Source organism: Geodermatophilus sp. SYSU D00710, assembly GCF_054050195.1.
In genome coordinates this window covers 39,114-62,344 of sequence record NZ_JBJGYX010000027.1, presented here as the reverse complement: position 1 = coordinate 62,344, position 23,231 = coordinate 39,114, and the positions used below count along the sequence as shown (strand labels likewise).

General features: G+C 76.0%; 23 protein-coding genes. 15 read left to right on the top strand and 8 right to left on the bottom strand.

Going from position 1 to position 23,231, the window contains the following annotated elements; all coding sequences use genetic code 11:
- Positions 1-50 precede the first annotated feature (50 nt).
- The 3 genes from ACI78U_RS14055 to ACI78U_RS14045 all read left to right on the top strand — a co-directional run bounded on the left by ACI78U_RS14055 (position 51) and on the right by ACI78U_RS14045 (position 1,920).
- Positions 51-1,100, top strand: coding sequence for a PD-(D/E)XK nuclease family protein (locus tag ACI78U_RS14055; RefSeq protein ID WP_456875943.1), 1,050 nt, complete (start codon positions 51-53; stop codon positions 1,098-1,100).
- A 79-nt stretch (positions 1,101-1,179) separates the two neighbouring features.
- Positions 1,180-1,452 carry a hypothetical protein gene (locus ACI78U_RS14050; protein ID WP_456875942.1) on the top strand — a complete coding sequence of 91 codons (273 nt, stop codon included), beginning with the start codon at positions 1,180-1,182 and terminating at the stop codon, positions 1,450-1,452.
- Positions 1,453-1,563: 111 nt separating this feature from the next.
- Positions 1,564-1,920 (top strand): hypothetical protein, encoded by a 357-nt coding sequence (locus tag ACI78U_RS14045; RefSeq protein ID WP_456875941.1) that lies wholly within the window; start codon positions 1,564-1,566, stop codon positions 1,918-1,920.
- Between the two features lie 27 nt (positions 1,921-1,947).
- Here ACI78U_RS14045 and ACI78U_RS14040 read toward each other — a convergent pair whose 3' ends face one another.
- Together ACI78U_RS14040 and ACI78U_RS14035 are read right to left on the bottom strand one after the other, a co-directional pair.
- A complete protein-coding gene (locus ACI78U_RS14040) occupies positions 1,948-2,922 on the bottom strand; it encodes a zinc-binding dehydrogenase (RefSeq protein ID WP_456875940.1) in 975 nt (324 codons plus the stop codon).
- Positions 2,923-3,008: 86 nt separating this feature from the next.
- The gene (locus ACI78U_RS14035; RefSeq protein ID WP_456875939.1) at positions 3,009-3,872 is read right to left on the bottom strand and encodes a response regulator transcription factor; all 864 of its coding nucleotides are present in this window, start codon (positions 3,870-3,872) and stop codon (positions 3,009-3,011) included.
- Positions 3,873-4,285: 413 nt separating this feature from the next.
- On the opposite strand from ACI78U_RS14035, the gene ACI78U_RS14030 reads away from it, so the two are divergent.
- The 3 genes from ACI78U_RS14030 (at position 4,286) to ACI78U_RS14020 (ending at position 6,717) form a co-directional block, all read left to right on the top strand.
- Positions 4,286-5,095, top strand: coding sequence for an AfsR/SARP family transcriptional regulator (locus ACI78U_RS14030; RefSeq protein ID WP_456875938.1), 810 nt, complete (start codon positions 4,286-4,288; stop codon positions 5,093-5,095).
- A gap of 167 nt (positions 5,096-5,262) precedes the next feature.
- Complete coding sequence (locus ACI78U_RS14025) at positions 5,263-5,463, top strand: hypothetical protein (protein WP_456875937.1); 201 nt, start codon at positions 5,263-5,265, stop codon at positions 5,461-5,463.
- Between the two features lie 84 nt (positions 5,464-5,547).
- Entirely contained in the window at positions 5,548-6,717 is a 1,170-nt protein-coding gene (locus tag ACI78U_RS14020) for a serine hydrolase domain-containing protein (RefSeq protein ID WP_456875936.1), read from the top strand.
- 78 nt (positions 6,718-6,795) lie between these two features.
- On the opposite strand, the gene ACI78U_RS14015 is transcribed toward ACI78U_RS14020, so the two are convergent.
- Positions 6,796-7,563 carry an IclR family transcriptional regulator gene (locus ACI78U_RS14015; RefSeq protein ID WP_456875935.1) on the bottom strand — a complete coding sequence of 256 codons (768 nt, stop codon included), beginning with the start codon at positions 7,561-7,563 and terminating at the stop codon, positions 6,796-6,798.
- 90 nt (positions 7,564-7,653) lie between these two features.
- Between ACI78U_RS14015 and hutH the strand changes: the two genes are divergently transcribed.
- Genes hutH through hutI form a run of 5 tightly spaced genes read left to right on the top strand, consistent with a single transcriptional unit; the run spans position 7,654 to position 14,696 of the window.
- A complete protein-coding gene (gene hutH, locus ACI78U_RS14010) occupies positions 7,654-9,216 on the top strand; it encodes a histidine ammonia-lyase (RefSeq protein ID WP_456875934.1) in 1,563 nt (520 codons plus the stop codon).
- Positions 9,217-9,254: 38 nt separating this feature from the next.
- On the top strand, positions 9,255-10,955 hold the full coding sequence (locus ACI78U_RS14005; protein ID WP_456875933.1) for a urocanate hydratase: 1,701 nt from the start codon (positions 9,255-9,257) through the stop codon (positions 10,953-10,955).
- On the top strand, positions 10,952-12,199 hold the full coding sequence (locus tag ACI78U_RS14000) for an allantoate amidohydrolase (protein ID WP_456875932.1): 1,248 nt from the start codon (positions 10,952-10,954) through the stop codon (positions 12,197-12,199). The genes ACI78U_RS14005 and ACI78U_RS14000 overlap by 4 nt, the downstream gene beginning before the upstream one ends.
- Positions 12,196-13,542: a formimidoylglutamate deiminase gene (locus ACI78U_RS13995; RefSeq protein ID WP_456875931.1), complete on the top strand. Its 1,347-nt coding sequence runs from the start codon at positions 12,196-12,198 to the stop codon at positions 13,540-13,542. Before ACI78U_RS14000 ends, ACI78U_RS13995 begins: the two co-directional genes overlap by 4 nt.
- Entirely contained in the window at positions 13,539-14,696 is a 1,158-nt protein-coding gene (hutI, locus tag ACI78U_RS13990; protein ID WP_456875930.1) for an imidazolonepropionase, read from the top strand. Before ACI78U_RS13995 ends, hutI begins: the two co-directional genes overlap by 4 nt.
- Before the next feature lie 103 nt (positions 14,697-14,799).
- On the opposite strand, the gene ACI78U_RS13985 is transcribed toward hutI, so the two are convergent.
- The 3 genes from ACI78U_RS13985 to ACI78U_RS13975 form a co-directional block, all read right to left on the bottom strand.
- The gene (locus ACI78U_RS13985; protein WP_456875929.1) at positions 14,800-14,970 is read right to left on the bottom strand and encodes a hypothetical protein; all 171 of its coding nucleotides are present in this window, start codon (positions 14,968-14,970) and stop codon (positions 14,800-14,802) included.
- A gap of 70 nt (positions 14,971-15,040) precedes the next feature.
- Positions 15,041-15,838: an IclR family transcriptional regulator domain-containing protein gene (locus ACI78U_RS13980; RefSeq protein ID WP_456875928.1), complete on the bottom strand. Its 798-nt coding sequence runs from the start codon at positions 15,836-15,838 to the stop codon at positions 15,041-15,043.
- A 116-nt stretch (positions 15,839-15,954) separates the two neighbouring features.
- Entirely contained in the window at positions 15,955-17,460 is a 1,506-nt protein-coding gene (locus tag ACI78U_RS13975; RefSeq protein WP_456875927.1) for an amidohydrolase family protein, read from the bottom strand.
- Positions 17,461-17,682: 222 nt separating this feature from the next.
- On the opposite strand from ACI78U_RS13975, the gene ACI78U_RS13970 reads away from it, so the two are divergent.
- The 4 genes from ACI78U_RS13970 to ACI78U_RS13955 are packed head-to-tail and all read left to right on the top strand — an operon-like array spanning position 17,683 to position 21,606.
- Complete coding sequence (locus ACI78U_RS13970) at positions 17,683-18,873, top strand: CaiB/BaiF CoA transferase family protein (RefSeq protein ID WP_456875926.1); 1,191 nt, start codon at positions 17,683-17,685, stop codon at positions 18,871-18,873.
- Positions 18,870-19,682, top strand: a complete 813-nt coding sequence (locus tag ACI78U_RS13965; RefSeq protein WP_456875925.1) for a citryl-CoA lyase — start codon at positions 18,870-18,872, stop codon at positions 19,680-19,682. Before ACI78U_RS13970 ends, ACI78U_RS13965 begins: the two co-directional genes overlap by 4 nt.
- A complete protein-coding gene (locus tag ACI78U_RS13960; protein WP_456875924.1) occupies positions 19,679-20,650 on the top strand; it encodes a zinc-binding dehydrogenase in 972 nt (323 codons plus the stop codon). The genes ACI78U_RS13965 and ACI78U_RS13960 overlap by 4 nt, the downstream gene beginning before the upstream one ends.
- Positions 20,651-20,706: 56 nt before the next feature.
- The gene (locus ACI78U_RS13955) at positions 20,707-21,606 is read left to right on the top strand and encodes a dioxygenase family protein (RefSeq protein ID WP_456875923.1); all 900 of its coding nucleotides are present in this window, start codon (positions 20,707-20,709) and stop codon (positions 21,604-21,606) included.
- Here ACI78U_RS13955 and ACI78U_RS13950 read toward each other — a convergent pair.
- Positions 21,579-21,974 (bottom strand): nuclear transport factor 2 family protein, encoded by a 396-nt coding sequence (locus tag ACI78U_RS13950; protein WP_456875922.1) that lies wholly within the window; start codon positions 21,972-21,974, stop codon positions 21,579-21,581. The genes ACI78U_RS13955 and ACI78U_RS13950 overlap by 28 nt on opposite strands.
- Positions 21,975-22,012: 38 nt before the next feature.
- On the bottom strand, positions 22,013-23,047 hold the full coding sequence (locus ACI78U_RS13945) for a uroporphyrinogen decarboxylase family protein (RefSeq protein ID WP_456875921.1): 1,035 nt from the start codon (positions 23,045-23,047) through the stop codon (positions 22,013-22,015).
- Positions 23,048-23,231: the final 184 nt, after the last annotated feature.

Sequence of the window (23,231 nt, the reverse complement as noted above, 5' to 3'; positions counted from 1 at the left end):
CGGGGCCGGTGTCCCCGGCCCCGCTCCACCCCTGACCGGAGGAAGAGGCGATGACCGCCGTCCTGCCCGCCCGTCCCAGCGCCGCCGAGCGACGGGCCGCCCCCAGCCTGGCCGCGGCGGTCCGCGACCTCGACAGCCGCCGCGCCCGCTCCCGCCAGCGGATGATCGGCGCCTCCGAGCTCGGCGAGTGCCGTCGCCGGGCCGCCTACCGGATCGGCCGCCGCCGGCCGACCAACACCCGCACCGGACTGCAGGCCTTCATCGGCACCGAGCTGCACCGCGGCGTGCTGCGCGCGCTGCGCCGCCAGTACGGCGGCCTGACCGAGGTGCGCCTCGCCGGCGAGCAGGTCAAGGGCCGCTGCGACTGGTGGCACGAGCCGGTGGTCGAGGACCTCAAGACGACGTCCCGGTTCGGCTTCGAGCGGGTCCTCACCCGCGGCGTCCCGGTGCGGCACTGGTTCCAGGTCGCCGTCTACGCCTGGCTGCTGCGCACCGGGCAGACCGCCGACCGCCGGCTGCCGGCCGGCACCGGGCAGGACGTCGACGGGCTGCGCCTGCGCTACCTCTCGCGCGACTCCGGTGAGGACGTCGTGTTCGAGGGCGAGAACGACCCGTCACTGACCGCCGAGGCGATCATGTGGCTCACCGACGTCTACGCCACCGTCGAGGACGAGGGCGTCGACGCCGTCCCCCGCGACGGGTTCGGTCCCGGCGTGGACTCCATGTGCGACTGGTGTCCCTTCCTCGACCTGTGCTGGGGCCCGCCGGTCGACCCCGACACCGAGGGCGAGGTCTCCCGCCAGTCGCGCCTGACGGTCACCGACGAGGACTACGTCGCGGCCGTCCACGAGTACGACGCCTGGCGGGCCGCCGAGACCGAGGCCCGGCGGCACAAGGACTACGCGCGGGAACGGGTGCGGGGCCGGTCCGGGCCGGCGGGTGACCTGCACTGCGAGTGGTCCGGGGGCGGGCTGCGCACGCAGGTGGACAAGGACGCCGCCGTCGAGCGGCTGGTCGGGCTCGGTGAGGAGCTGCCCACCCGCACGACCCGCAGCGCGCAGTCGATCCGGGTCGTCCGGACCGGCACCCGGGAGGACTGAGCCGGCGGTGGCGCGGTGTCACCCCTCGGGTGCATCATCGAACACACGTTCGAACGCACGCGACAGCCTGGAGGTCCCGATGACCACCGTCCCCACGTCCCAGCTGCCCGCCGGGGAACCGGTCCTGACCACCGACGTCGTGGGTACCGACTTCGGCCTCCCGCTGGTCCGGCCCACCAAGACCCGGCAGGACAGCCGGGTGCGGGTGGTGCGCTCGCACTGCCGGGCGCACGGTGGGGTGGTCGTCTGGTTCACCGACGGCACGAAGACCCCGCCGCTGCACGGGCGCACGACCTGGGTCCTCGCCCGGCCGGAGCCGGGTGCGCACCCCGCCGAGCGGGTGGTGGCGTGACGCGGCCGAGCTTCGCCGGCCCGCATGGGGAGAACTGCGTACAGACAGCGGGATCCCGCCGCTCCTACGGTCCGCTGGTCGGTCGCCGTCACCGCAGCCTCGGGGGACGCCATGTCGCTGCTCTGCATCCACCTCTGCTGGGACGACGCCGGCCCGCGGCAGCACGCCGGCCTCCGGCAGCTGCTGCCGCCGGTCCGGCTGGACGACCGCGGGCCCTGCCTGCACCGCCGCACGTGGCTGGCCGGTGACCGGGTGCTCGGCGTCGAGGTGTGGTCCGACGACGACGCCGCGAGCCGGCACCTCGCCGACCTGCCGGCCAACTCGCGAGCCGCCGGCCTGGCGGCGCCGACCGTCGTCGTCCTGGTGTGGCCCGACGTGTACCGGTCGCTGCTGCCGGGCCTGCTCGGGCCGTCGGAGGCGGAGGCCGCCGAGCCGGCCGGCCGGTCGCCCGCGGCCCCGGCGCGCTGAGCGCGCACCGCCGCGGCCGGCGCGGCGTCAGGTCATGTCGACGGCGATCTTGAGCTGCCCGGGACGGGGGGTGATCGCGGCGGTGAAGGCTGCCTCCACGTCGGCGACGGGGTGGACGTGGGTGACGTAGCAGTCGCGCAGCACGGGGGAGGCCGCCAGGTGCGCGCCGGCGTCGGCCAGCACCCGGCGCCGCTCCAGGGTGACCCCCGAGCGCAGGGTCAGGTTCTTGCGCAGGAACGTCATCATGTCGAAGGGGTAGACCGGGTCGTCCGGCACGCCGAAGTAGAAGACCTGGCCGCCGGGCGCGACCGCGTCCAGGGCCGGCTGCAGCGTCGAGACCTGGTGGCCGACGGCCTCCACCACGACCGTCGGCCGGTCGGCGTCGGACAGCGAGGCGGCCCACCGCTCGGCCCGTGCGGTGACCGTCTCGTCGACGCCGAAGGCGGACGCGACGTCGCTGCGGTCCACCGGGTCGACGCCGGTGACCCGCGCCGCGCCCCGGGCCTTGAGGACGGAACCGAACAGCAGGCCGATCGGGCCCTGGCCGATCACCGCGACGGCCTGTCCCGAGACGTCGCCGAGCTGCTCGACGGCGTAGAGGACGCAGGCCAGCGGCTGCAGCATCACGGCGGTGGTGGCCGGCAGGCCGGCGTCGAACGGGGCGAGCCCGTCGCCGTCGGTGACCACGAGCTCGGCGATGCCGTCGAACATCGACGCCCAGCCCACGACGAGGTCGCCGGGGGAGTGGGCGGGGTGCCGGCTGGCGACGACCTCCCCGACGATCTCGTGCATCGGGAAGCCCGGCGCCCGCGTGGCACCCCAGCCGTCCTCGGCGGCCGGGTGCGGCCACACCCCGCCGCGGAAGTTGGGCAGGTCGCTCCCGCAGATGGCGCCGGCGCGGGTGGCCAGCAGCACGTGCCCGGGCGTCAGGGCCGCGGGGTCGGGAGCCGCGACCTCGACCTGCTCGAAGCGGAACGGGCCGCGCAGCGTCTGTGCCCACATGGGGGTGTCTCCGTCCTGCCGGTCGGTGGGTCCGGCCTGCAGCATCACCGCGGTCGGGTGCGGCGGCCAGTGCGGCGGTGCGCGACTCACCGGACCCGAGGCGCGGCGGGCAGGGAGTCCCCGCTGCGGGGGTGGGGGATCGCCGGTGCGGCGTCGCCGACCCCGCGTCGTCCGGCGGGTCCGGGAGGCGGGACCAGCAGGCCGGCGTCGCGGGCCCGCTGGACCGCCACGAGCCGGTCGCGCACACCGAGCTTGCGGTACAGGTGCTCGAGGTGTTTGTGCACCGTCCGCGGCGAGGTCTCCAGCCGGCGGGCGATGGCCTGGGCCGTGAAGCCCTCCCCGAGGAGTCTGAGGACGGCGAACTCACGTTCGGTGAGGCCGAGGTCGCGGCCGCGTCCGCACTGCTCCTCCGGTACGCCGTGGAGGACGCGGTGCTGGCGGAACAGTGCGGCCAGGGCGGGGAGGACCAGCCGGGCCAGTTCGGCGTCGGCGTCGGCGTAGTCGTCGTCCGGGCGGCACACCACGTAGCCCTCGATCCCGTCGCCCACGCGCAGCGGCAGGGACAGCTGGTGGGCGATCCCGAGGGGACGGGCGACGTCCGACCACTCCGCCGCCATCCTGGCGGGGGCCACCTCCGGAGGCACCCGACCCAGGATCTGGGGTGCGGCGCTGCCCGTGACGGCGTGCCAGCGGATGAGCGGCTGAGTGGTGGCGTCGGGGACGACACCGGGCGGCGGGGTCGTCGGCAGGTAGCCGTCCGGCCAGCCGGCGACGACGTGGTCCACCCACGCGCGGTCGACGACGTTCAGCGAACAGCAGGCCGCGTCGAAGGACCGGAGGAGCAGGTCTGCCACCTGGGCGTGCGGGAACTCGCCCGCCCCGGGCTGCCGCTGCAGGACGTCACCGACGAACTCCAGCCATGCGGCGTCCCATGCCGTGGTGCGCGACACGCCACTCAACGTATCCGGCCGGTGTCGGTGCGGTAGGGCCTTCTGTCACGGCTCGCTCCCGGCGCGATGTGGCGATCCTGGCCCCGCCGTCGTCGCCGGCCCATACGCAGGTGTGCGTACGGCCCCGGCGGGTGGGCGTGACTAGCTTTGCTGTCCCGCATCTCGTGTGCGTCTGTCCAGGGGGAGACATGTCGGTCGGGGTCGTGCACCTGCGTGTGAGAACCGCCAACGCTGATGACCGTGCTCGGTCCCGACCGAGCTGCGCCACCTGACCCGCCGACCCATCCGGCGCCGGGACGGCCGTCGCCCGGCCGCCAGGGCCGGTGCCTGCTGCCGCCTCCACGGCGGTGGTCCCGGTGTCCTCCGTGCGACGTACCGCCTCCTCACTCGTCCTGAGCAGAAGGACCCCTCACGTGGACCGTCCACCCCACGTCACCCTGCTCGACGGCTTCTGTCTCGAGCTGCCCGGTCGCCGTCGGCGGTCGGACTCCGACGACCTGCCCGGTGCGGTGCAGCGCCTGGTGGCGCACCTGTGCCTGTCGTCCAAGCCGAACCGGACGGTGACGGCCGGCCGGCTGTGGCCCGACGTCCCCGAGGACCACGCGCACGGCAGCCTGCGGTCGGCGCTGTGGCGCCTCAACAAGGCGGCACCGGGCCTGGTCGAGGTGTCGGGCAGCACCCTCCGGCTGGTGCCCGGCGTGCGGATCGACGTGCGCGACCTCAGCGCGTGGGCTCGACGGGCCGTCGCGCCACCCGGTGACCCCGGCGACGTCGCCCTGCCCGACACCGCCCTCCTCGGCGACCTGCTACCCGGGTGGTACGACGACTGGGTGCTGCTCGAACGCGAGCGGTTGCGGCAGCTCCGCATGCACGCGCTGGAGGCCGTGGCCGCCCGGCTGGCCTCGCTCGGTCGTCACGGCGAGGCGCTGCAGGCGGCCCACGCCGCGGTCCGCGCCGAACCGCTGCGGGAGAGCGCCCACCGGATGGTGGTCCGGATCCACCTGGCGGAGGGGAACGTGGCCGAGGCGGTCCGGGCCTACGAGCTCTTCCGGACCGTGCTGCACACCGAGCTGGGCGTGCTCCCGAGCGAGGAGATGACCCGGCTGCTCGGGCACGTCCCGCGGGTCCGCCGGATGCTGGCCGCGCAGCTGCCCCTGGCGCCGGGGCCGGCTCCCGGCCGCTCCGCCGTGCCACCGGGACGGTGCCGGTCCGGCGGGCGGTGACGGGTCCGTGTCGCGGATCGCCCGGGACGTCCGGGCCGGTGGGTCCTCCGTCCGGGGGACTGCGCCGCGCGGCGTGACCTCTGAGCATGGCTCCTGACCCCGCGCCCGCACCGGGCGGTCGCGGGACGGGTACCGCGACGCCGCGCGGGGCCCGGAGGAGAGACGACGTGGCCGACCGCCCGAGTGCCGCCCTGCTGATCCGTGTCTGGCACGAGGAGGACGGGGAGCTGCGGGCCCGCCTGCTGACCCTGCGCGACGCCGCCCCGGGAGCGCCCGCGGAGGAGGTCACGGTGGCCGTGGCGTCGTCGACCGACGGCGTGCTCGACGCCGTCCGGACCTGGCTGGAGGACGTCACCCGCGGGTCCTGACCCCGGCAGCGTCGACGGCACCGTTTGACCGGGGACCACCGCCCACCCAGAGTGTGACCGGCACCACACGACCGAGGAGGGGTCATGGCGGCACGGGTGGACAGCAGGGGGATGGACGAGGTCCTGCGGCGGGCGGTCGACAGCGGGGTGGTGCCCAACGTGGTCGCCACCGCCGCGGACGCCGACGGACCCTTCTACGAGGGGGCCGCCGGCGGCCGGACGGCCGGCACGGACCAGCCGCTCGACGGCGGCACGCTCTTCCGGATCGCCTCGATGACGAAGATGGTCGCCACGGTCGCCGCCCTCCAGCTCGCCGAGCGCGGCGAGCTGGACCTGCAGGCGCCGGTCGACACGCTGGTCCCCTCCTGGTCGGAGCTGCAGGTCCTCGAGGGGTGGGACGGGGACACGCCCCGGACCCGGCCCCCGGCGACCCGCGCCACCGTCCACCACCTGATCACCCACACCAGCGGCCTCACCTACTGGTTCTGGAACGCCGAGATGGTCCGCTGGGAGAGCACCACGGGCACGCCCAACGTCCTGAGCGGCCGCCGCACCTGCCTGAGCGCGCCGCTGGTCGCCGACCCCGGTACGCGCTTCGAGTACGGCATCAACACCGACTGGCTCGGCCTGGTGGTCGAGGCGGTCTGCGGCCGCACGCTGGACAAGTACCTCGAGGAGAACGTCCTCGCGCCCCTGGGCATGACGCAGACCACCTTCAGCCCGACCCCGGAGCAGCGGGCCGACCTCGTCCCCGTGCACGTCCGGGACGAGGACGGGCGCTGGGTCGCCACCGACCTCGACTGGGCCGAGGAGGCCGAGTGGTGGGCCGGCGGGCACGGTCTGTACTCCACCCCGCGGGACTACCTGCGCTTCCAGCGGATGCTGCTCGGCGACGGCGAGCTCGACGGGGTGCGCATCCTGCGTCCGGAGACCGTCGAGGCGGCCTTCACCAACCAGATCGGCGACCTGGAGTTCCCGAGCCGGATCGCGTCGGCCGACCCCTCGGTGAGTCACCCCTGGAACGGCCCGGCGGGGCAGAAGTGGGGGTACGGCCTCCTGCTCACCACCGAGCAGCAGCCCGGCATGCGCGCCGTCGGCAGCGGCGCCTGGGCCGGGGTCTTCAACACGCACTTCTGGGTGGACCGGGCCAGCGGGGTCACCGGCGCCATCTACACCCAGTTCCTCCCGTTCATCCCGGAGGAGGCGATGGCGGTCTACGCCGACTTCGAGCGGGCGGTCTACGCCTCGCGCTGAGGACCGTCGACGGGACGCCCGGACGGCGGCGGGTGGACGGAGCCCGGCCACCCGCCGCCGCGGACGACCGCGGCCGGCTCACGGGCCCTGGCCGCCGATGAGCCGGCTGATCGTCCCCGCGGTGCGGGCGACGTGGGAGGCCAGGAACCGCTGCCGGCTCTCCCCGGGCACCTCCTGCTCGGGGAAGGTGAGCGCCACACCCGCGATCGGGTGCCCGGAGTGGTCCACCACCGCGGCGCCCACCGAGGCGAAGCCCTCGGTGACCTCGCCCTCCTCCAGGGCGTAGCCGCGCCGCCGCGTCTCGCCCAGCACCCGGCGCAGCGCCGACAGCGAGCGGGGACCGCGCTCGTTGCGCAGGACGAAGCTGGCCGCAGTGGGGAACAGCGCCCGCACCGCGGCCGGCGGCAGGACGGCCAGCACCGCCCGGCCGCTAGCGGTCAGCTGCGCCGGCAGCCGGACGCCGACGTCGGTGACCAGCGGTGCCCGCCCGCGGGCCCGCTCCTCGATGACGTAGACGACGTCGCGGCCGTGCAGCACGGCCAGGTGGGACGTGTGCCCGGTGCGGTCGGTCAGCTCCGACAGCGGCCGCCGGGCCAGCCGCTGCAGCGGCTCCTGGCGGGTGAACCCGCTGCCGAGCTCGTAGGCGCTGACCCCGAGGCCGTACCGGCGCTCGCCGGGCAGGTGGACGACGAAGCCGGTGGCGGTGAGCTCCCCGAGCAGGTGGTACGTCGTCGAGCGTGGCAGCCCGAGCTCCCGGGCCAGCGCCGCCGCGGGCACCGGCCCGGCCTGGTCGGCCAGGAACCGGAGGATCTCGAGCACCTGGCGCGCCGCGGGCACCCGGCTCACCGGACCTCCGATCCGCGGATGTCTGAGATCTCAGACGGTAACTGCCGCAGGGGTCTACCGGGCGCCCGCGCGATGCCGTGGCATGGAGCGGTGATCACCAGCGACACCACCGCCACCGTCGCGATCGGCGTCGGGCCCGGCCCGCTGCGCGCCTCCGACGTCGTCGCAGTCGCCCGCGACGGGGCCGCCGTCGTCCTCACCGCGGAGGCCGAGCGGGAGGTCGCCGCCAGCCGGCGGGTCGTCGAGGCGCTGGCCGGTGACGTCGTCGCCCACTACGGGGTGTCCACCGGCTTCGGCGCGCTGGCCACCCGGCACATCCCCGCCGAGCGGCGGGCGCAGCTGCAACGCAGCCTGGTGCGCTCGCACGCCGCCGGGTCCGGACCGGAGGTGGAGCGGGAGGTGGTCCGCGCCCTGATGGTGCTGCGGTTGGCCACGCTGGCCACCGGGCGCACCGGCGTCCGGCCGGAGACCGCGCGCACCTACGCCGCGATGCTCAACGCGGGCATCTCGCCGGTCGTCTCCGAGTACGGCTCGCTGGGCTGTTCCGGCGACCTCGCGCCGCTGGCGCACTGCGCGCTCGCCGCCACGGGGGAGGGCGAGGTCCGCGACGCCGCCGGGCGGCGCCGGCCGGCCGCCGAGGCGCTGGCCGCCGCCGGGATCGAGCCGGTGGTGCTGGCCGAGAAGGAGGGCCTGGCGCTGGTCAACGGCACCGACGGCATGCTCGGCATGCTGGTGCTGGCCCTGGCCGACCTGCGGCTGCTGCTCCGCGTCGCCGACGTCACCGCCGCGATGAGCGTGGAGGCGCTGCTGGGCACCGACGCGGTGTTCGCCGCGGACCTGCAGGCGCTGCGCCCCCACCCCGGCCAGGCCGAGAGCGCGGCCAACCTGCGGGCGCTGCTCGCCGGCTCGGCGATCATGGCCAGCCACCGCGGCCCCGCGTGCACCCGGGTGCAGGACGCCTACTCCCTGCGCTGCTCGCCGCAGGTGCACGGCGCCGTCCGCGACACCGTCGCCCACGCCCGGCTGGTCGCCGACCGCGAGCTCGCCGCCGCCGTCGACAACCCGGTGGTCACCGCCGACGGGCGGGTCGAGAGCAACGGCAACTTCCACGGCGCGCCGGTCGCCTACGTGCTGGACTTCCTCGCCATCGCCGTGGCCGACCTGGCCTCGATCGCCGAGCGGCGGACCGACCGCTTCCTCGACGTCGCCCGCAACCACGGCCTGCCGGCCTTCCTCGCCGACGACCCGGGCGTCGACTCCGGGCACATGATCGCCCAGTACACGCAGGCGGCCATCGTCTCCGAGCTCAAGCGGCTGGCCGCCCCTGCCTCGGTCGACTCGATCCCCTCCAGCGCCATGCAGGAGGACCACGTGTCGATGGGCTGGTCGGCCGCCCGCAAGCTGCGCCGCGCCGTCGACGGGCTCACCCGGGTCCTGGCGGTCGAGCTGCTCACCGCGGCCCGCGCGCTCGACCTGCGCGCCCCGCTGACCCCCGCCCCGGCGACCGCCGCCGTCGTCGCCGCCGTCCGCGAGCACGTCGCCGGCCCCGGCCCCGACCGGTACCTCGCCCCCGAGATCGACGCCGTCGCCGCGCTCGTCGCCGACGGCACCGCCCTCGCGGCGGCCGAGTCGGTCACCGGCCCCCTCGCCTGAGCCCCCCAGGACCGTCCCCGCCCGGAAGGAAGCACCCCATGGAAGGCGCCCGTCCCGTCCGTGCCGCCCGCGGCACGGCCCGCACCGCCCGCTCCTGGCAGACCGAGGCGCCGCTGCGGATGCTGATGAACAACCTCGACCCCGAGGTGGCCGAACGCCCCGACGACCTCGTCGTCTACGGCGGCACCGGGCGCGCGGCCCGCAGCTGGGCCGCGTTCGACGCGATGGTCGCCACGCTGCGCGGGCTCGGGGACGACGAGACGATGCTGGTCCAGTCGGGCAAGCCCGTCGGCGTGGTGCGCACCCACGAGTGGGCGCCCCGGGTGCTCATCGCCAACTCCAACCTGGTCGGCGACTGGGCCACCTGGCCGGAGTTCCGCCGCCTGGAGCAGCTCGGGCTGACCATGTACGGGCAGATGACCGCCGGCTCGTGGATCTACATCGGCACCCAGGGCATCCTGCAGGGCACCTACGAGACCTTCGCCGCCGTGGCCGCGAAGCTCGCCGGCGCAGCCGGGCAGGGGCAGGGCGGCGGCACCCTGGCCGGCACGCTGACCGTGACCGGCGGCTGCGGCGGCATGGGCGGGGCGCAGCCGCTGGCCGTGACGCTCAACGGCGGTGTCTGCCTGGTCGTCGACGTCGACCCTGCCCGGCTGCACCGGCGGGTCGCGCAGCGCTACCTCGACGAGGTCGCCGACGACCTGGACGCCGCGGTCGCCCGGTGCGAGCAGGCGCGGCGGGACCGCACGCCGCTGTCGGTCGGCCTGGTGGGCAACTGCGCCACGGTCCTGCCCGAGCTGCTCCGCCGCGGCGTCGAGGCCGACGTCGTCACCGACCAGACGTCCGCCCACGACCCGCTGTCCTACCTGCCCGAGGGCGTGGACCTGGCCGACTGGCACGACCACGCCGAGCGGAAGCCGGCGGAGTTCACCGACCGGGCCCGCGCGTCGATGGCCCGGCACGTCGAGGCGATGGTCGGCTTCCAGGACGCCGGCGCCGAGGTGTTCGACTACGGCAACTCGATCCGGGACGAGGCCCGTCAGGGCGGCTTCGGCCGGGCCTTCGCCTTCCCCGGGTTCGTGCCCGCCTACATCCGGCCGTTGTTCACGCAGGGCAAGGGTCCGTTCCGGTGGGCCGCGCTGTCCGGGGACCCGGCCGACATCCGCGCCACCGACGAGGCGGTCCTCGACCTGTTCCCCGACCACGACCACCTGCACCGGTGGATCCGGGCCGCGCAAGACAAGGTCGCCTTCCAGGGGCTGCCCGCGCGCATCTGCTGGCTCGGCTACGGCGAGCGCGAGCGGGCCGGAGCGCGGTTCAACGACATGGTCGCCTCCGGCGAGCTCGCGGCCCCCGTCGTCATCGGCCGCGACCACCTCGACTGCGGATCGGTCGCGTCGCCCTACCGCGAGACGGAGGGGATGGCCGACGGGTCGGACGCGATCGCGGACTGGCCGCTGCTCAACGCGCTGGTCAACACCGCCTCGGGCGCGTCCTGGGTGTCGATCCACCACGGCGGCGGCGTGGGCATCGGCCGATCGATCCACGCCGGGCAGGTGACCGTCGCCGACGGCACCGCGCTCGCGGGGCAGAAGATCGAGCGGGTGCTCACCAACGACCCGGGCCTGGGCGTGCTGCGGCACATCGACTCCGGGGACGCGCCGGGGTCCGACGACGACGCCGGCCCGCTCGCCGAGCACCCCGGAGGCGGCGTCCGGCTGCCGACGGCGGGCCGGTGAGCGCGCCGGACGCGGAGCGGACCGCGGCCGCCGGCTTCGACCGGATGTGGGCCGAGCTGGCGCCGGTCGGCCGGTGCGGGCGGACCGGCGGCTACCGCCGCTTCGCCTGGACACGGGAGGACGCCGCGCTGCGCGAGTGGTTCGCCGGGGCCTGCGCCGGGCGCGGCCTGGAGGTCGAGGTCGACCGGGCGGGCAACCAGTGGGCGTGGTGGGGCGACCCGGACGCCGCCGTGGCCGCCGGGGCGCCAGGGGTGGTGGTCGGCTCGCACCTGGACTCGGTCCCCGACGGCGGCGCGTTCGACGGCCCGCTCGGCGTGGCCGGCGCCCTGGCCGCGGTCGACGGCCTGCGGGCGGCCGGCTTCGTCCCGTCCCGGCCGGTCGGGGTGGTCGCCTTCGCCGACGAGGAGGGCGCCCGGTTCGGGGTGGCGTGCGCGGGCTCGCGGCTCCTCACCGGCGCGCTGCCGGCCGAGCGGGCGCTGGGGCTGGTCGACGGCGAGGGCACGAGCATGGCGGAGGCGCTGATCGCGGCCGGGCGGGACCCCGCGCAGCTCGGCCGCGACGACCGCGCGCTGGCCCGCGTCGGCGCGTTCGTCGAGCTGCACGTCGAGCAGGGGTACGGCCTCGCCGGGCTCGGCCGGCCGGTGGCGGTCGGTACCGGCATCTGGCCGCACGGCCGCTGGCGGTTCGACCTGACCGGGCGGGCCGACCACGCCGGCACCACCCGGCTCGCCGACCGCGACGACCCGATGCTCGCCTTCGCCGCGCTGGTCCAGCGGGCGCGCGAGCTCGCGGTGCGGAACGGCGTCCTGGCCACCTGCGGCAAGGTCGTCGTCCGGCCCAACGGGGTCAACGCGATCCCCTCGTCGGTCACCGGCTGGGTCGACGCGCGCGGCGAGGACCCGGCGTCGGTGCGGGCGCTGGTCGAGGCCTTCGCCGGCACGGTCGGCGACCTCGGCGGGACGTTCGGCGAGGAGTCCTGGACCGGCGAGACGTCCTTCGACGCGTCCCTGACCGACCGGCTCGCCGCGTCGCTGGGCGGCCGGGACCCCGGTGCCGTACCCCGCCTGGCCACCGGAGCCGGGCACGACGCCGGGATCCTGGCCGCCGCCGGCGTCCCGGCCGCGATGCTCTTCGTCCGCAACCCGACCGGCGTCTCCCACTCGCCCGAGGAGTTCGCCGAGCCCGACGACTGCCACCGCGGGGTGCACGCCCTCGCCGCCGCGGTCGCCGATCTCGCCCGGTGACCGTCCTGTTCGCGCCGCACGCGCACCTGCCCGGCGGGGTGCGTCCGGACGTGCTCCTGGAGATCGACGGCGAGCGGTTCACCTCGGTGCGGGCGGGGGTGCCCGCGGCGGAGGTGCCGGCCGCCGCGGAGCGCCTGCCGGGGGTGGTCGTGCCCGGGTTCGCCGACGCGCACAGCCACGCGTTCCACCGGGCGCTGCGCGGCCGGACCTCCGCCGACGGCGGCACGTTCTGGACCTGGCGGGAGGCGGTGTACGCCCTCGCCGGGCGGCTGGACCCGGACGGCTACCTCGACCTCGCCCGGGCCGTCTACGCCGAGATGGCCCTGGCCGGGGTGAGCACGGTGGGGGAGTTCCACTACCTGCACCACGCGCCCGGCGGGCACCGCTACGCCGATCCCAACGCGATGGCCGAGGCGCTGCGGCAGGCCGCGGCCGACGCCGGCGTCCGGCTCACCCTGCTCGACACCGCCTACCTGGCCGGCGGGCTCTCCGCGGCGGGGCACGCCCCGCTGGAGGGGGCGCAGCTGCGCTTCGGCGACGGCGACGTGCACCGCTGGGCCGAGCGGGTCGCAGCCCTGCGCGGCTCGGCCGGCTTCCGGGTCGGGGCCGCGGTGCACTCCGTGCGGGCCGTGCCGGCCGCGGACCTGCCGGTGGTCGTGGCCGCCGCCCGCGGCGGGCTCGGCGGGGCGGACCGCTCGCCGCTGCACGTGCACGTCTCCGAGCAGCCCGCCGAGAACGAGGCCTGCCTCGGTTGCTACGGCCGCACCCCGACCCGGCTGCTCGCCGACGCGGGGATCTGGGACGCCGCGGCGACCGCGGTGCACGCGACCCACCTGACCGCGGCCGACGTCGCCCTGCTCGGCGGGGCCGGGGCGACCGCCTGCCTGTGCCCCACGACCGAGCGGGACCTCGCCGACGGCATCGGCCCGGCCCGCGCGCTGCTCGACGCCGGGGCGTCGCTGAGCCTGGGCAGCGACCAGCACGCCGTCGTCGACCTGCTCGAGGAGGCCCGGGCGATGGAGGGACACGAGCGGCTGGCCACCCTGCGGCGCGGCCGGTTCACCCCCGGGCAGCTGCTGGCGGCGCTCACCGCGCACCCGAGCCTGGGCTGGGCCGACGCCGGCCGGATCGACCCCGGGGCGCGGGCGGACCTCGTGGTGCTGCGCAGCGACACCGTGGGCACCGCGGGCGCGCTCCCCGAGCAGGTCCTGCTGGTGGCCTCGCGGGCCGACGTCGACACCGTGTACGTCGACGGCGTCCCCGTCGTGCAGGGCGGCCGGCACCGGCTGGGCGACGTCGGTGCGCTGCTCAGCGCCGCGGTGGACCGGGTGTGGGCGTCGTGAGCAGCACCGTCGTCACCGGCATCGGGGAGCTGGTCACCAACGACCCCGCCGTCGGCGGCGGGACGCCGCTCGGCGCGCTCCGCGACGCGGCCGTGGTGGTCGAGGACGGGCGGGTGCGGTGGACCGGGCCGACCGTGGCCGCGCCGGCCGCCGACCGCCGGGTCGACGTCGGCGGGCGGGCGGTGGTGCCGGGGTTCGTCGACTCCCACACCCACCTGGTGTTCGCCGGCGACCGGGCCGCCGAGTTCGCCGCACGGATGGCGGGGGAGCCCTACGACGGCGGCGGCATCGCCACCAGCGTCGCGGCCACCCGCGCCGCCGGCGAGGCGGAGCTGGGCGCGCTGGTCGCCGCCCGGGTCGCGGAGATGCGCGCGCAGGGCACCACCACCGTCGAGATCAAGAGCGGCTACGGGCTGACGGTGGAGCACGAGGTCACCTCGCTGGCCGTGGCCGCGGCCGCCACCCCCGAGACCACGTTCCTCGGCGCGCACGTGGTGCCGCCGGGCGCCGGGCGCGACGAGTACCTCGCGCTGGTCACCGGCGCGATGCTCCGGGCCTGCGCGCCGCTGGCCCGGTGGATCGACGTGTTCTGCGAGCCGGGCAGTCCCCGCGCGTTCGACGGCGACGAGGCACGCGCGGTGCTCGTGGCCGGGCGGGCGGCCGGCCTGGGCCTGCGGGTGCACGGCAACCAGCTCGGACCCGGCCCGGGGGTGCAACTGGCCGTCGAGCTCGGGGCGGCGAGCGTCGACCACTGCACGTTCCTGTCGGACGCCGACGTCGCGGCGCTGGCGGGCGGCGACACCGTCGCCACCCTGCTGCCCGGGGTCGAGTTCGCGACGCGCTCGCCCTATCCCGACGGGCGCGCGCTGCTCGACGCCGGGGTGACCCTCGCGCTGGCCAGCGACTGCAACCCCGGCACCTGCTACAGCTCCTCGATGCCGCTGATGATCGCCCTGGCGGTGCGCGAGATGCGGCTGACACCCGCCGAGGCGCTGTGGGCCGCCACGGCCGGGGGAGCGCGGGCCCTGCGGCGGACCGACGTCGGCACGCTCGCGGTCGGCGCCCGCGCCGACCTCGCCGTCCTCGCGGCGCCCAGCCACGTGCACCTGGCCTACCGCCCCGGCGTGCCGATCGCCTCGACCCTGGAGCTCTGAACGCGCTCTTCCGGCCCGTTCCGTGCGCTGCCGGCCCCATCGCGCCCGGAGCGCGCGGAACGAGCCGGCAGAGCCGGTGGAGGCCGCGCTCCCCGGCCCGGGGTCAGGCGGGCTCGGGCACGCCCCCGGGGTCGCCGCCGGGGTCGTCCGGGGTCGGTTCGATCGGCGGCGGCGGCAGCGGCTCGGGGGCGTCGGGGAGCAGTTCCCCCGGGTCGTCGGGCACAGGCTCGTCCGGGTCGATCTCCGGTCCGGGCTCGGGCAGCGGGGCGACCATGCGGGTAGTGAAGCAGCGCACGGCCGCCGTGGCGATGCCTGACCGTCCCCGAGGCCCGCCGACGGCCGCGCTACGCGGTGGCCGAGCCCGCCGGCCGGTGGGGCAGCTGGACGTGCGGCCGGGACTGCCACAGCGCCCACTCGGCGCCGATCTCGCCCGCGGTGCGCAGCAGCAGCGGCAGGTGCTCCCGCAGCAGGTGCTCGGTGGTGGTCTCGGCCGCGTGCACGGTGACGTTCACGGCGGCCTGCACCGCACCGTCCCGGTCCCGGACGGGGACCGCGACCGAGCGCACGCCCGGGGCCAGCTCCTCGTCGGCCAGCGCCCAGCCCTGGGCGCGGATCGCGGTCAGCTCCTCGCGCAGCTCGTCCGGCGTCCGGCCGGTCCGCCCGGGCAGCCCCGACCGGCTCGGCTCGGCCAGCGTCGCGGCGAGCCGGTCCGGGGGCAGGGCGGCCAGCAGGACCTTGCCCTGCGAGGTCAGCACCGCCGGGAACCGGGTGCCGATCTCGACCCGCAGCGCGATCAGCTTGGGCACCGACACCCGGGCGACGTAGACGATGTCGGACCCGTCGAGCTGCGCCATCGACGACGACTCCCCGGTGCGGGCGACCAGCGCCTCCAGGTGCGGGCGGGCGATGTCCCACAGGCCGAGCGCGCCCACGTAGGCCATCCCCAGGGTGAGCACCTTCGGGGTCAGCTCGAACGCCCCGCCGGAGGACCGGACGAAGCCCAGCTCCTCGAGGGTGAGCAGCAGCCGGCGGGCGGTGGGCCGGGCGAGCCCGACCGCGGTCGCCACCTCCGTCAGCGACATGCTGCGGTGGTCGGCGTCGAAGCAGGCCAGGACGTCCAGCCCGCGGGCCAGAGCCTCCACGAAGTCCGGTCCCGTGCCGCGCCCCGCCATTGCACATCACTCCCCCCTCGCGAGGATGACACGGGCCGCGGGCGGCGCGGTACGCCTCGCCGGGGCGCGTCACCGGTCCGGGTCGGTCACCGTCCGAGGACGCGCTCCTCGCCGCCGGCCCGCTTCGACTCGTCCTTGAAGTCGGTGTACTGGTAGGGGTTCTCGAGGATCGACTGCTCGGCCTCCGGTGCCTCCGGGAACATCCCGGCCTCCCAGACCTCCTCGCCGCACTCCGCCTGCAGGTACCCGACCGTGTCCTCGATCTCGCGGCGCACCGCGGCGAGGTCGATCCCGACCAGCCTGCCGTCGTACTTCACCACCCGGCCGTCGACGACGACGGTGTGCACGTCGCTGCGCTGGGCCTGGAACACCACGTGGCCGACCGGGTTGAGCAGCGGGAAGGAGACGGGGGAATCGTCGTTCTTGACCAGGACCAGGTCGGCCTTCCTGCCGACCTCGACGCTGCCCAGGTCGCGGTCGCGGCCGATGGTGTGCGCCCCGCCGCGGGTGCACCACTCCAGGACCGTCGCCGCCCGCAGCCGCAGGTGGGTGATGGTCTCGCCCCGGAGGTGCGCGGTGAGGTGCTCGGCCATGCGGTCGGCGTTGAGCGTGGCGCGCATGGCGGAGAACATGTCGCCGCTCCACCAGACGCTGGTGTCCATCGACAGCGACACCGGGATGCCGTACTGCAGCACCTGCTCGGTGGGCGCGTGACCCTGCCCGGCGCTGCACTCGGACTCGGTCGCCACCGAGATCGACCCGCCGGTGGCCGCGATCCTCTGGTAGCTGTCGCGGGTCAGCGTCGAGGCGTGCACGTACGTCGTCTCCGGGGTCATGAACCCGCCGTCGTACATCTGCTGGATGCCGGTGTCGCTGGTCGCGCCCCACACGCCGGCGTGCGTGGTGACCGGGATGCCGAGGTCGCGGGCCACCTCGAACGCCGCCCGCTCCGGGAAGGCGGGGTCGCCGGTGACGTCGAACGCCATCTGCACGCCCATCCGGTCGTCGCCGGCGTCGCGCAGCCGCTCGAGGATCGAGCGGACGGCCGGGTCGGCGCTCCACTCCCACGGGCCGGCCTGGATGTTGCCGTAGGCCAGGACGAACCGGCCGGGCACCGACCGGAGTGCCTCGATCGCGGCCTCGGCGTGGTCGGTGGTGTGCAGGTTGTGCGACCAGTCGACCGTGGTGGTGACGCCGGCGTCGAGCGACTCGATCGCCGCGAGCCGGTTGCCCGCCGCGATGTCCTGCGGCCGGAACCTCCTGCCGTGCTCGAGGTAGTACCAGACGAAGTACTGGGTGAGCGTCCAGTCGGCGCCGTAGCCGCGCATCGCCGTCTGCCACATGTGCCGGTGGGTGTCGATCATGCCCGGCATGACGATGCCGCCCGAGGCGTCGACCTCGGCGGTGCCCTCGGGGACGTCCAGCCGGTGTCCCACCGCGGCGATCCGGTCGTCGACGACGAGCACGTCGGTGTCCCGCAGGACCGTCGCGGCGTCGTCCACCGTCAGGACGGTGCCGCCGCGGAACACGAGCGGACGGCCGGCCACGGGGACGCCGGCCCCGTCGCCGCTGGCAGCACCGGACATGCTCATCGTCTCCTCCTCGGACGGCGGGTGTCGACCGGACCGTTGTCCGCCTGACGGCCAGTGGTCCGGGCGGCGTCACTCTGGTGTGATGCCGACCACGTGTCAAGGTCGAGGGCGACTCGTGACGGACGGCGACGGGCCGTTGACAGGGTCGGTCGTGACCCGCAGACTCCGGCCCGGACGCACGTCCGCATCGCGGAGTCCCCGGACGAGAGGCGAGCCCGACCGATGACGTCGAGACCCCCCGACCCGGCGCCCCGCGGGCCGCTCGCGGGCCTCCTCGTGGCCGACTTCTCGCGGGTCCTCGCCGGCCCCTACGCCACGATGCTGCTGGCCGACCTCGGCGCCGAGGTGGTCAAGGTCGAGGGGCCGCGCGGGGACGACACCCGCACCTGGCAGCCCCCGGTCCGGGACGGCGTGTCGACCTACTACCTCGGCGTCAACCGCAACAAGCGCTCGGTCGTGCTGGACCTGAAGGACCCCGGCGACGCCGCCCTCGCGCGAGAGCTGGCGCGGCGGGCCGACGTGCTCGTGGAGAACTTCAAGCCCGGCGGACTCGCCCGCTTCGGCCTCGACCACGCCAGCGTCGCGGCGGAGAACCCGCGGGTCGTCTACGCGTCCATCAGCGGGTTCGGCAGCGCGCCCGGGGGACGGTCGCTGCCGGGCTACGACCTCATCGTGCAGGCCATCTCGGGCTTCATGAGCCTGACCGGCGACCCCGAGGGGGAGCCGTACCGGGCCGGCGTGGCGCTCTTCGACGTCATGGCCGGTCTGCACGCCACGATCGGGGTGCTCTCGGCGCTCAACCACCGCCACGAGACGGGGGAGGGGCAGCACGTGGAGGTGGACCTGCTGTCGTCCGCACTGTCGGGCCTGGTGAACCAGACGAGCGCGTTCGTCGCGGGCGGGGTCGTCCCCTTCCGCATGGGCAACAGCCACCCCAGCCTGTTCCCCTACGAGCCCCTGCCGTGCGCCGACGGGGAGCTCATCGTCACGGCGGGCAACGACGGCCAGTTCCGCCGGCTCTGCGAGGTGCTCGGGGTGCCCGGGCTCGTCGACGACCCGCGGTTCGCCCGCAACGAGGACCGGACGGCCAACCGCGACCAGCTCCGCCCGCTGCTGGTCGAGCGGCTGCGCACCCGCTCGAAGGCGGACTGGTTCCGCGACATCATCGGCGCGGGGGTGCCGTGCGGACCGATCAACACCATCGACCAGGGCGTGGCCTTCGCCGAGGAGATCGGCCTCGAACCGGTGGTCAGCGCCGGGGAGGGCGCGGCCGCCGTCCCCTCGGTGCGCAACCCGATCACCTTCTCGGCGACTGCGGCGGAGTACCGGCTGCCACCGCCGGCCCTCGACGAGCACGGCGCGGAGATCCGCCGGTGGCTGGCGGAGCCCGCCGGTGAGGAGGCATCGGCATGAGCGGTGACGGGCTCTCGTTCCCGACGTCACTCGGGACGTCGACCGCCGAGGAGATCCGGCTGCTCGGCCGGGACCTCACCACCGAGCTCATGGGCCGGGTCGGCTTCGGCGAGCTGGCGTTCTGGCTGCTGAGCACCCGCCGTCCCACGCTGGCCGAGACCCGCGTGTTCGAGGCGGTGCTCGTCGCCCTCGCCGACCACGGGTTCACGCCCACCGCGATCGCCGCCCGGCTGACCTACCTGTCGGCGCCGGACTCCCTGCAGGGGGCGCTGGCCGCCGGGCTGCTGGGCGGCGGCTCCCGGTTCCTCGGCGTCACCGAGGACTGCGGGGTCTTCCTCCACACGGTCCTCGAGGCGCAGGACGGGCCGCTGCCCACCGACGACGACGGCTGGGACGCGCTGGCGCTGGAGGCGGTGCGGGCCACGCGGGCGGCCGGCCGCCTCGTTCCCGGCCTCGGCCACCCGGTGCACAAGGTGCACGACCCGCGCACCGCGGTGCTCGTCCGCATCGCGGAGGAGGAGGGGCTGCTAGGGCCGCACCTGCGCCTGTTCGAGGCGGTCGGCCGGGTGCACGAGCAGGTCCTCGGCCGGCGGCTGCCGCTCAACGGCGCCGGGGTCTGCGGCGCCGCCCTGGCCGACCTGGGACTGCCCGTCGAGATGCTGCGCGGCGTCGCCCTCCTGGCCCGGGCGGCCGGCCTGCTCGGGCACATCGCCGAGGAGCGCCGCCGGCCGATCGGCATGGACGCCTACCTGGCGGTCGACCGCAACGCGGTCTACGTCGACCCCGGCGACCGGGAGCCGCCGGCGTGAACGCGGCGGTCCTCAGCCGGCCGGGCGGCACCCCCGCGTACGCCGAGCACCCGGACCCGGTGCCGGCGGCCGGGCAGACGCTGGTCGCGGTGACCGCGGCGCCGATCGTCCCGCTCGACCAGCTGTGCGCGTCGGGCGCCTCGTACTTCGGGCGCCCGGCCACCCCCTACGTCCCCGGCGTGCAGGGCGTCGGCGTGGTGCGGCGCTCGGCGGTGCTGGCCGAGGGCACCCGGGTGTTCGTCTCGACCACCGCCGGGATGCGACCGGGGGACGGCAGCCTCGCCGAGGAGTGCGTCGTCCCCGACGAGGACGTCGTGGCGATCGACGCGGACGTCGACGACGCCGCGCTCGCCGCCCTGGGGATGTCCGGGGTCGCGGCCTGGGTGGTGCTCACCGAGCGGGCCCGGTTGCGGGCCGGCGAGACCGTGCTCGTCCTCGGCGGCGGGGGAGCGGTCGGGCAGGCCGCGGTCGGCGCGGCCAGGCTGCTCGGCGCCGGCCGGGTGGTCGCGGTGGCCCGGTCGCCGGAGGCGCAGGAGCGGGCCCGCCGGGCCGGCGCCGACGAGGTGCTCGCACCGGCCGGCGACGTCGACGAGCTGACCGCCCGGCTGCGCGACGCCCTCGGGGCCGGGGCCGACGTCGTGGTCGACCCGGTGTTCGGCACTGCCGCGACCGCTGCCGCGCGGGTGCTGGCCGTCCGCGGGCGGATGGTCAACCTCGGCGGGTCCGGTGGCGACGTCGCGCAGTTCTCCTCGGCCGAGCTGCGCAGCCGGTCGGCGTCGGTGCTCGGCTACACCAACAACCACCTGACCGCCGACGAGCGCCGCGACGCCGTCACCGCGGTCGCCGGCCACGCGGCGGCCGGCCGGCTCGCCGTCGCCCACGAGGTGCTCCCGCTCGCCCGGGTCGCCGAGGCCTGGGACCGGCAGGCGGCCGGGCAGGCGGGCGTGCGGCTGGTCATGACGCCCTGAACCACCCACCGCGCGGACGGCGCCCGCCGCCCGCGGTCCCCGAGGAGGAGGCGACCGTGCAGCTGGTCACCGAGGAGAACATCACCGACCTGGCCGTGGAGCGCTGGGCCACGGCCGGGGACCCCCGCACGGCCGAGCTCCTGACGGCGCTCGTGCGGCACCTGCACGCCTTCGCCCGCGAGGTCCGGCTGACCGAGGCGGAGTGGATGGCGGCGGTGCGGTGGCTGACCCGCACCGGGCAGATCAGCGACGCCAAGCGCGAGGAGTTCATCCTCGCCTCCGACGTGTTGGGCCTGTCGATGCTGGTCGTCCAGATGAACCACCGGCTCGACCCCCGGGCCACGCCGGCCACGGTGCTCGGCCCGTTCCACATCGAGGGATCGCCGGAACTCGGGTACGGCGCCGACATGTCCCAGGGCCTGCCCGGCACGCCGCTGTTCGTCTCCGGCGTGGTCACCGACCTCGACGGCGCGCCCGTGCCGGGGGCGGTGCTCGACGTCTGGCAGGCCGACGACGAGGGGCTCTACGAGTCCCAGCACGCCGAGGTCGACGAGGCCCGGCTGCGCGCGAAGTACCGGACCCGCGAGGACGGCAGCTACTGCCTGCGCACCGTCGCGCCCCTGGGCTACACGATCCCGATGGACGGGCCGGTGGGGGAGCTCATCGCGCGGACGGAGATCAGCCACTTCCGGCCGGCGCACGTGCACTTCCTGCTCAACGTGCCCGGCTACGAGCCGTTGATCACCCACCTGTTCCAGGAGGGCGCGCAGTACCTCGACAGCGACGTCGTCTTCGGCACCAAGGCCGAGCTGGTCGTCCGGTTCGAGGAGCGGGAGCCCGGCGAGACCCCGGACGGCGGCACCTCGGCCGAGCCGTGGCTCGAGGCCCGGTACGACTTCGTGCTCCAGCCGACGGCGCAGGCCGGGGTTCAGGCCGGCAGCGGCGTCGGCGCGTAGGCCAGCAGCCGCCACTGCCCCGAGGCCCGCGTCCACACGGCGAGGGCCAGGTTGTCGATCGTCTTGGCCACGCCGTCGACGTCGAGGTCCGCGGTCATCCGGCCGACGACGAGCGCGCTGTCGCCGACGACGGCCACCCGCTCCACCGGGTGGTCGATGCGGCGGTAGACGTAGTAGCCCGAGCGGACCTTGCCCAGGTACTCGTCCTTGGTGTCCCGGGCGCCGCTGGAGTGGGCGTAGCTCAGCTCGTCGGCGCAGAGGTCCGCGAGCACCGCCAGGTCGGCGTCCTGCATGGCCCGGTAGCGGCGGTCCTCGGCGGCCAGCACCGCGCGCACGTCCTCGGGGTCGCCGACCCGGCCCTCCGCCACGGGGCGATCATGCCCCGTGCCGCGGGCCGCTGCCCCTCTCAGAGCTCGGCGCGCAGCAGCGCCGCCGCCTGCGCGAGGGCGCGCATCTTCCCGGCGGCCGACGCCCGCGGGAGGTACTTGAGCCCGCAGTCGCTGGAGAGCACGAGCCGGTCCACGTCGACGTGGTCCAGCGCGCGCCGCACCCGCTCGGCGACCGTCTCCGGGGTCTCCAACTCGGGGGTCGACAGGTCGAGGACGCCGAGCGCGATCCCCTTGCCCCGCAGCGGCCGCAGGGTCGCGGGGTCCAGCCGCGACTGCGCCGTCTCGACCGAGATCGTGTCGGCCGGGGTGTCCGCCAGCTCGGGCAGGAAGGAGTAGCCCGCCGGCCGCTCGGAGACCATCGCCGCGTAGCCGAAGCACAGGTGCACGTGCACCGGGCCGGCGGCGCCGGCCACGGCCCGGGTCACCGCCTCCGCGCCGAAGCGGCGGGCCACCTCGGGACGCGCCTGCAGCCACGGCTCGTCCACCTGGACGACGTCGGCGCCGGCGGCGAACAGGTCGGCGATCTCCGCGCGGACGACGTCGGCGTAGGCCATCGCCAGCGCCCGGTCGTCGCGGTAGTGCTCGTCCTGCGACTGCTGCGCCATCGTGAACGGCCCGGGCACGGTGATCTTGGTCGCTCGGTCGGTGTGCGCGCGGAGGAACCGGACGTCGTCCACCTGGACCGGGGACGGCCGGTGGATCTCGCCGGTCACCCGGGGCACCGGGATCTCGGTCCCCGACCGGTTGCGCACCGTGCCGGGTGGGTCGAGCTCGAGGCCGCCGAGCGCCGTCGCGAAGTGGTTGGAGTAGGACTCCCGGCGGATCTCGCCGTCGGTGACCACGTCCAGCCCGGCCTCCTCCTGGGCCCGCACGGCCGCCAGCGTGGCGTCGTCCTGGGCCTCATGGAGGTGCTGCGGCGGGATGCGCCACAGCTCCCGGGCGCGCACCCGTGGGGGGAACCGGTGTCCCAGCCGCTCCCGGTCGATGAGCCAGTCGGGCTGGGGCAGGCTGCCGACGATCATCGTCGGCAGCGGGGGCAGCGGTGCCGGCATCCGGTCCTCCCGGGGCGTCTGGGTGCGACCATCGTCTCCGCGCGCCGGGGAGCCGACCACACCGGTTCCTCCTCCGGGATGGCACAGTGGGGGAAGCAGTGCGCCGTCGCAGGCGTTGACCCCGGCGAGGTGCCGACCACCGGGCCGCAGCGGGTCGTCCGGCGACGTCCCCCGTGCCGTGGTC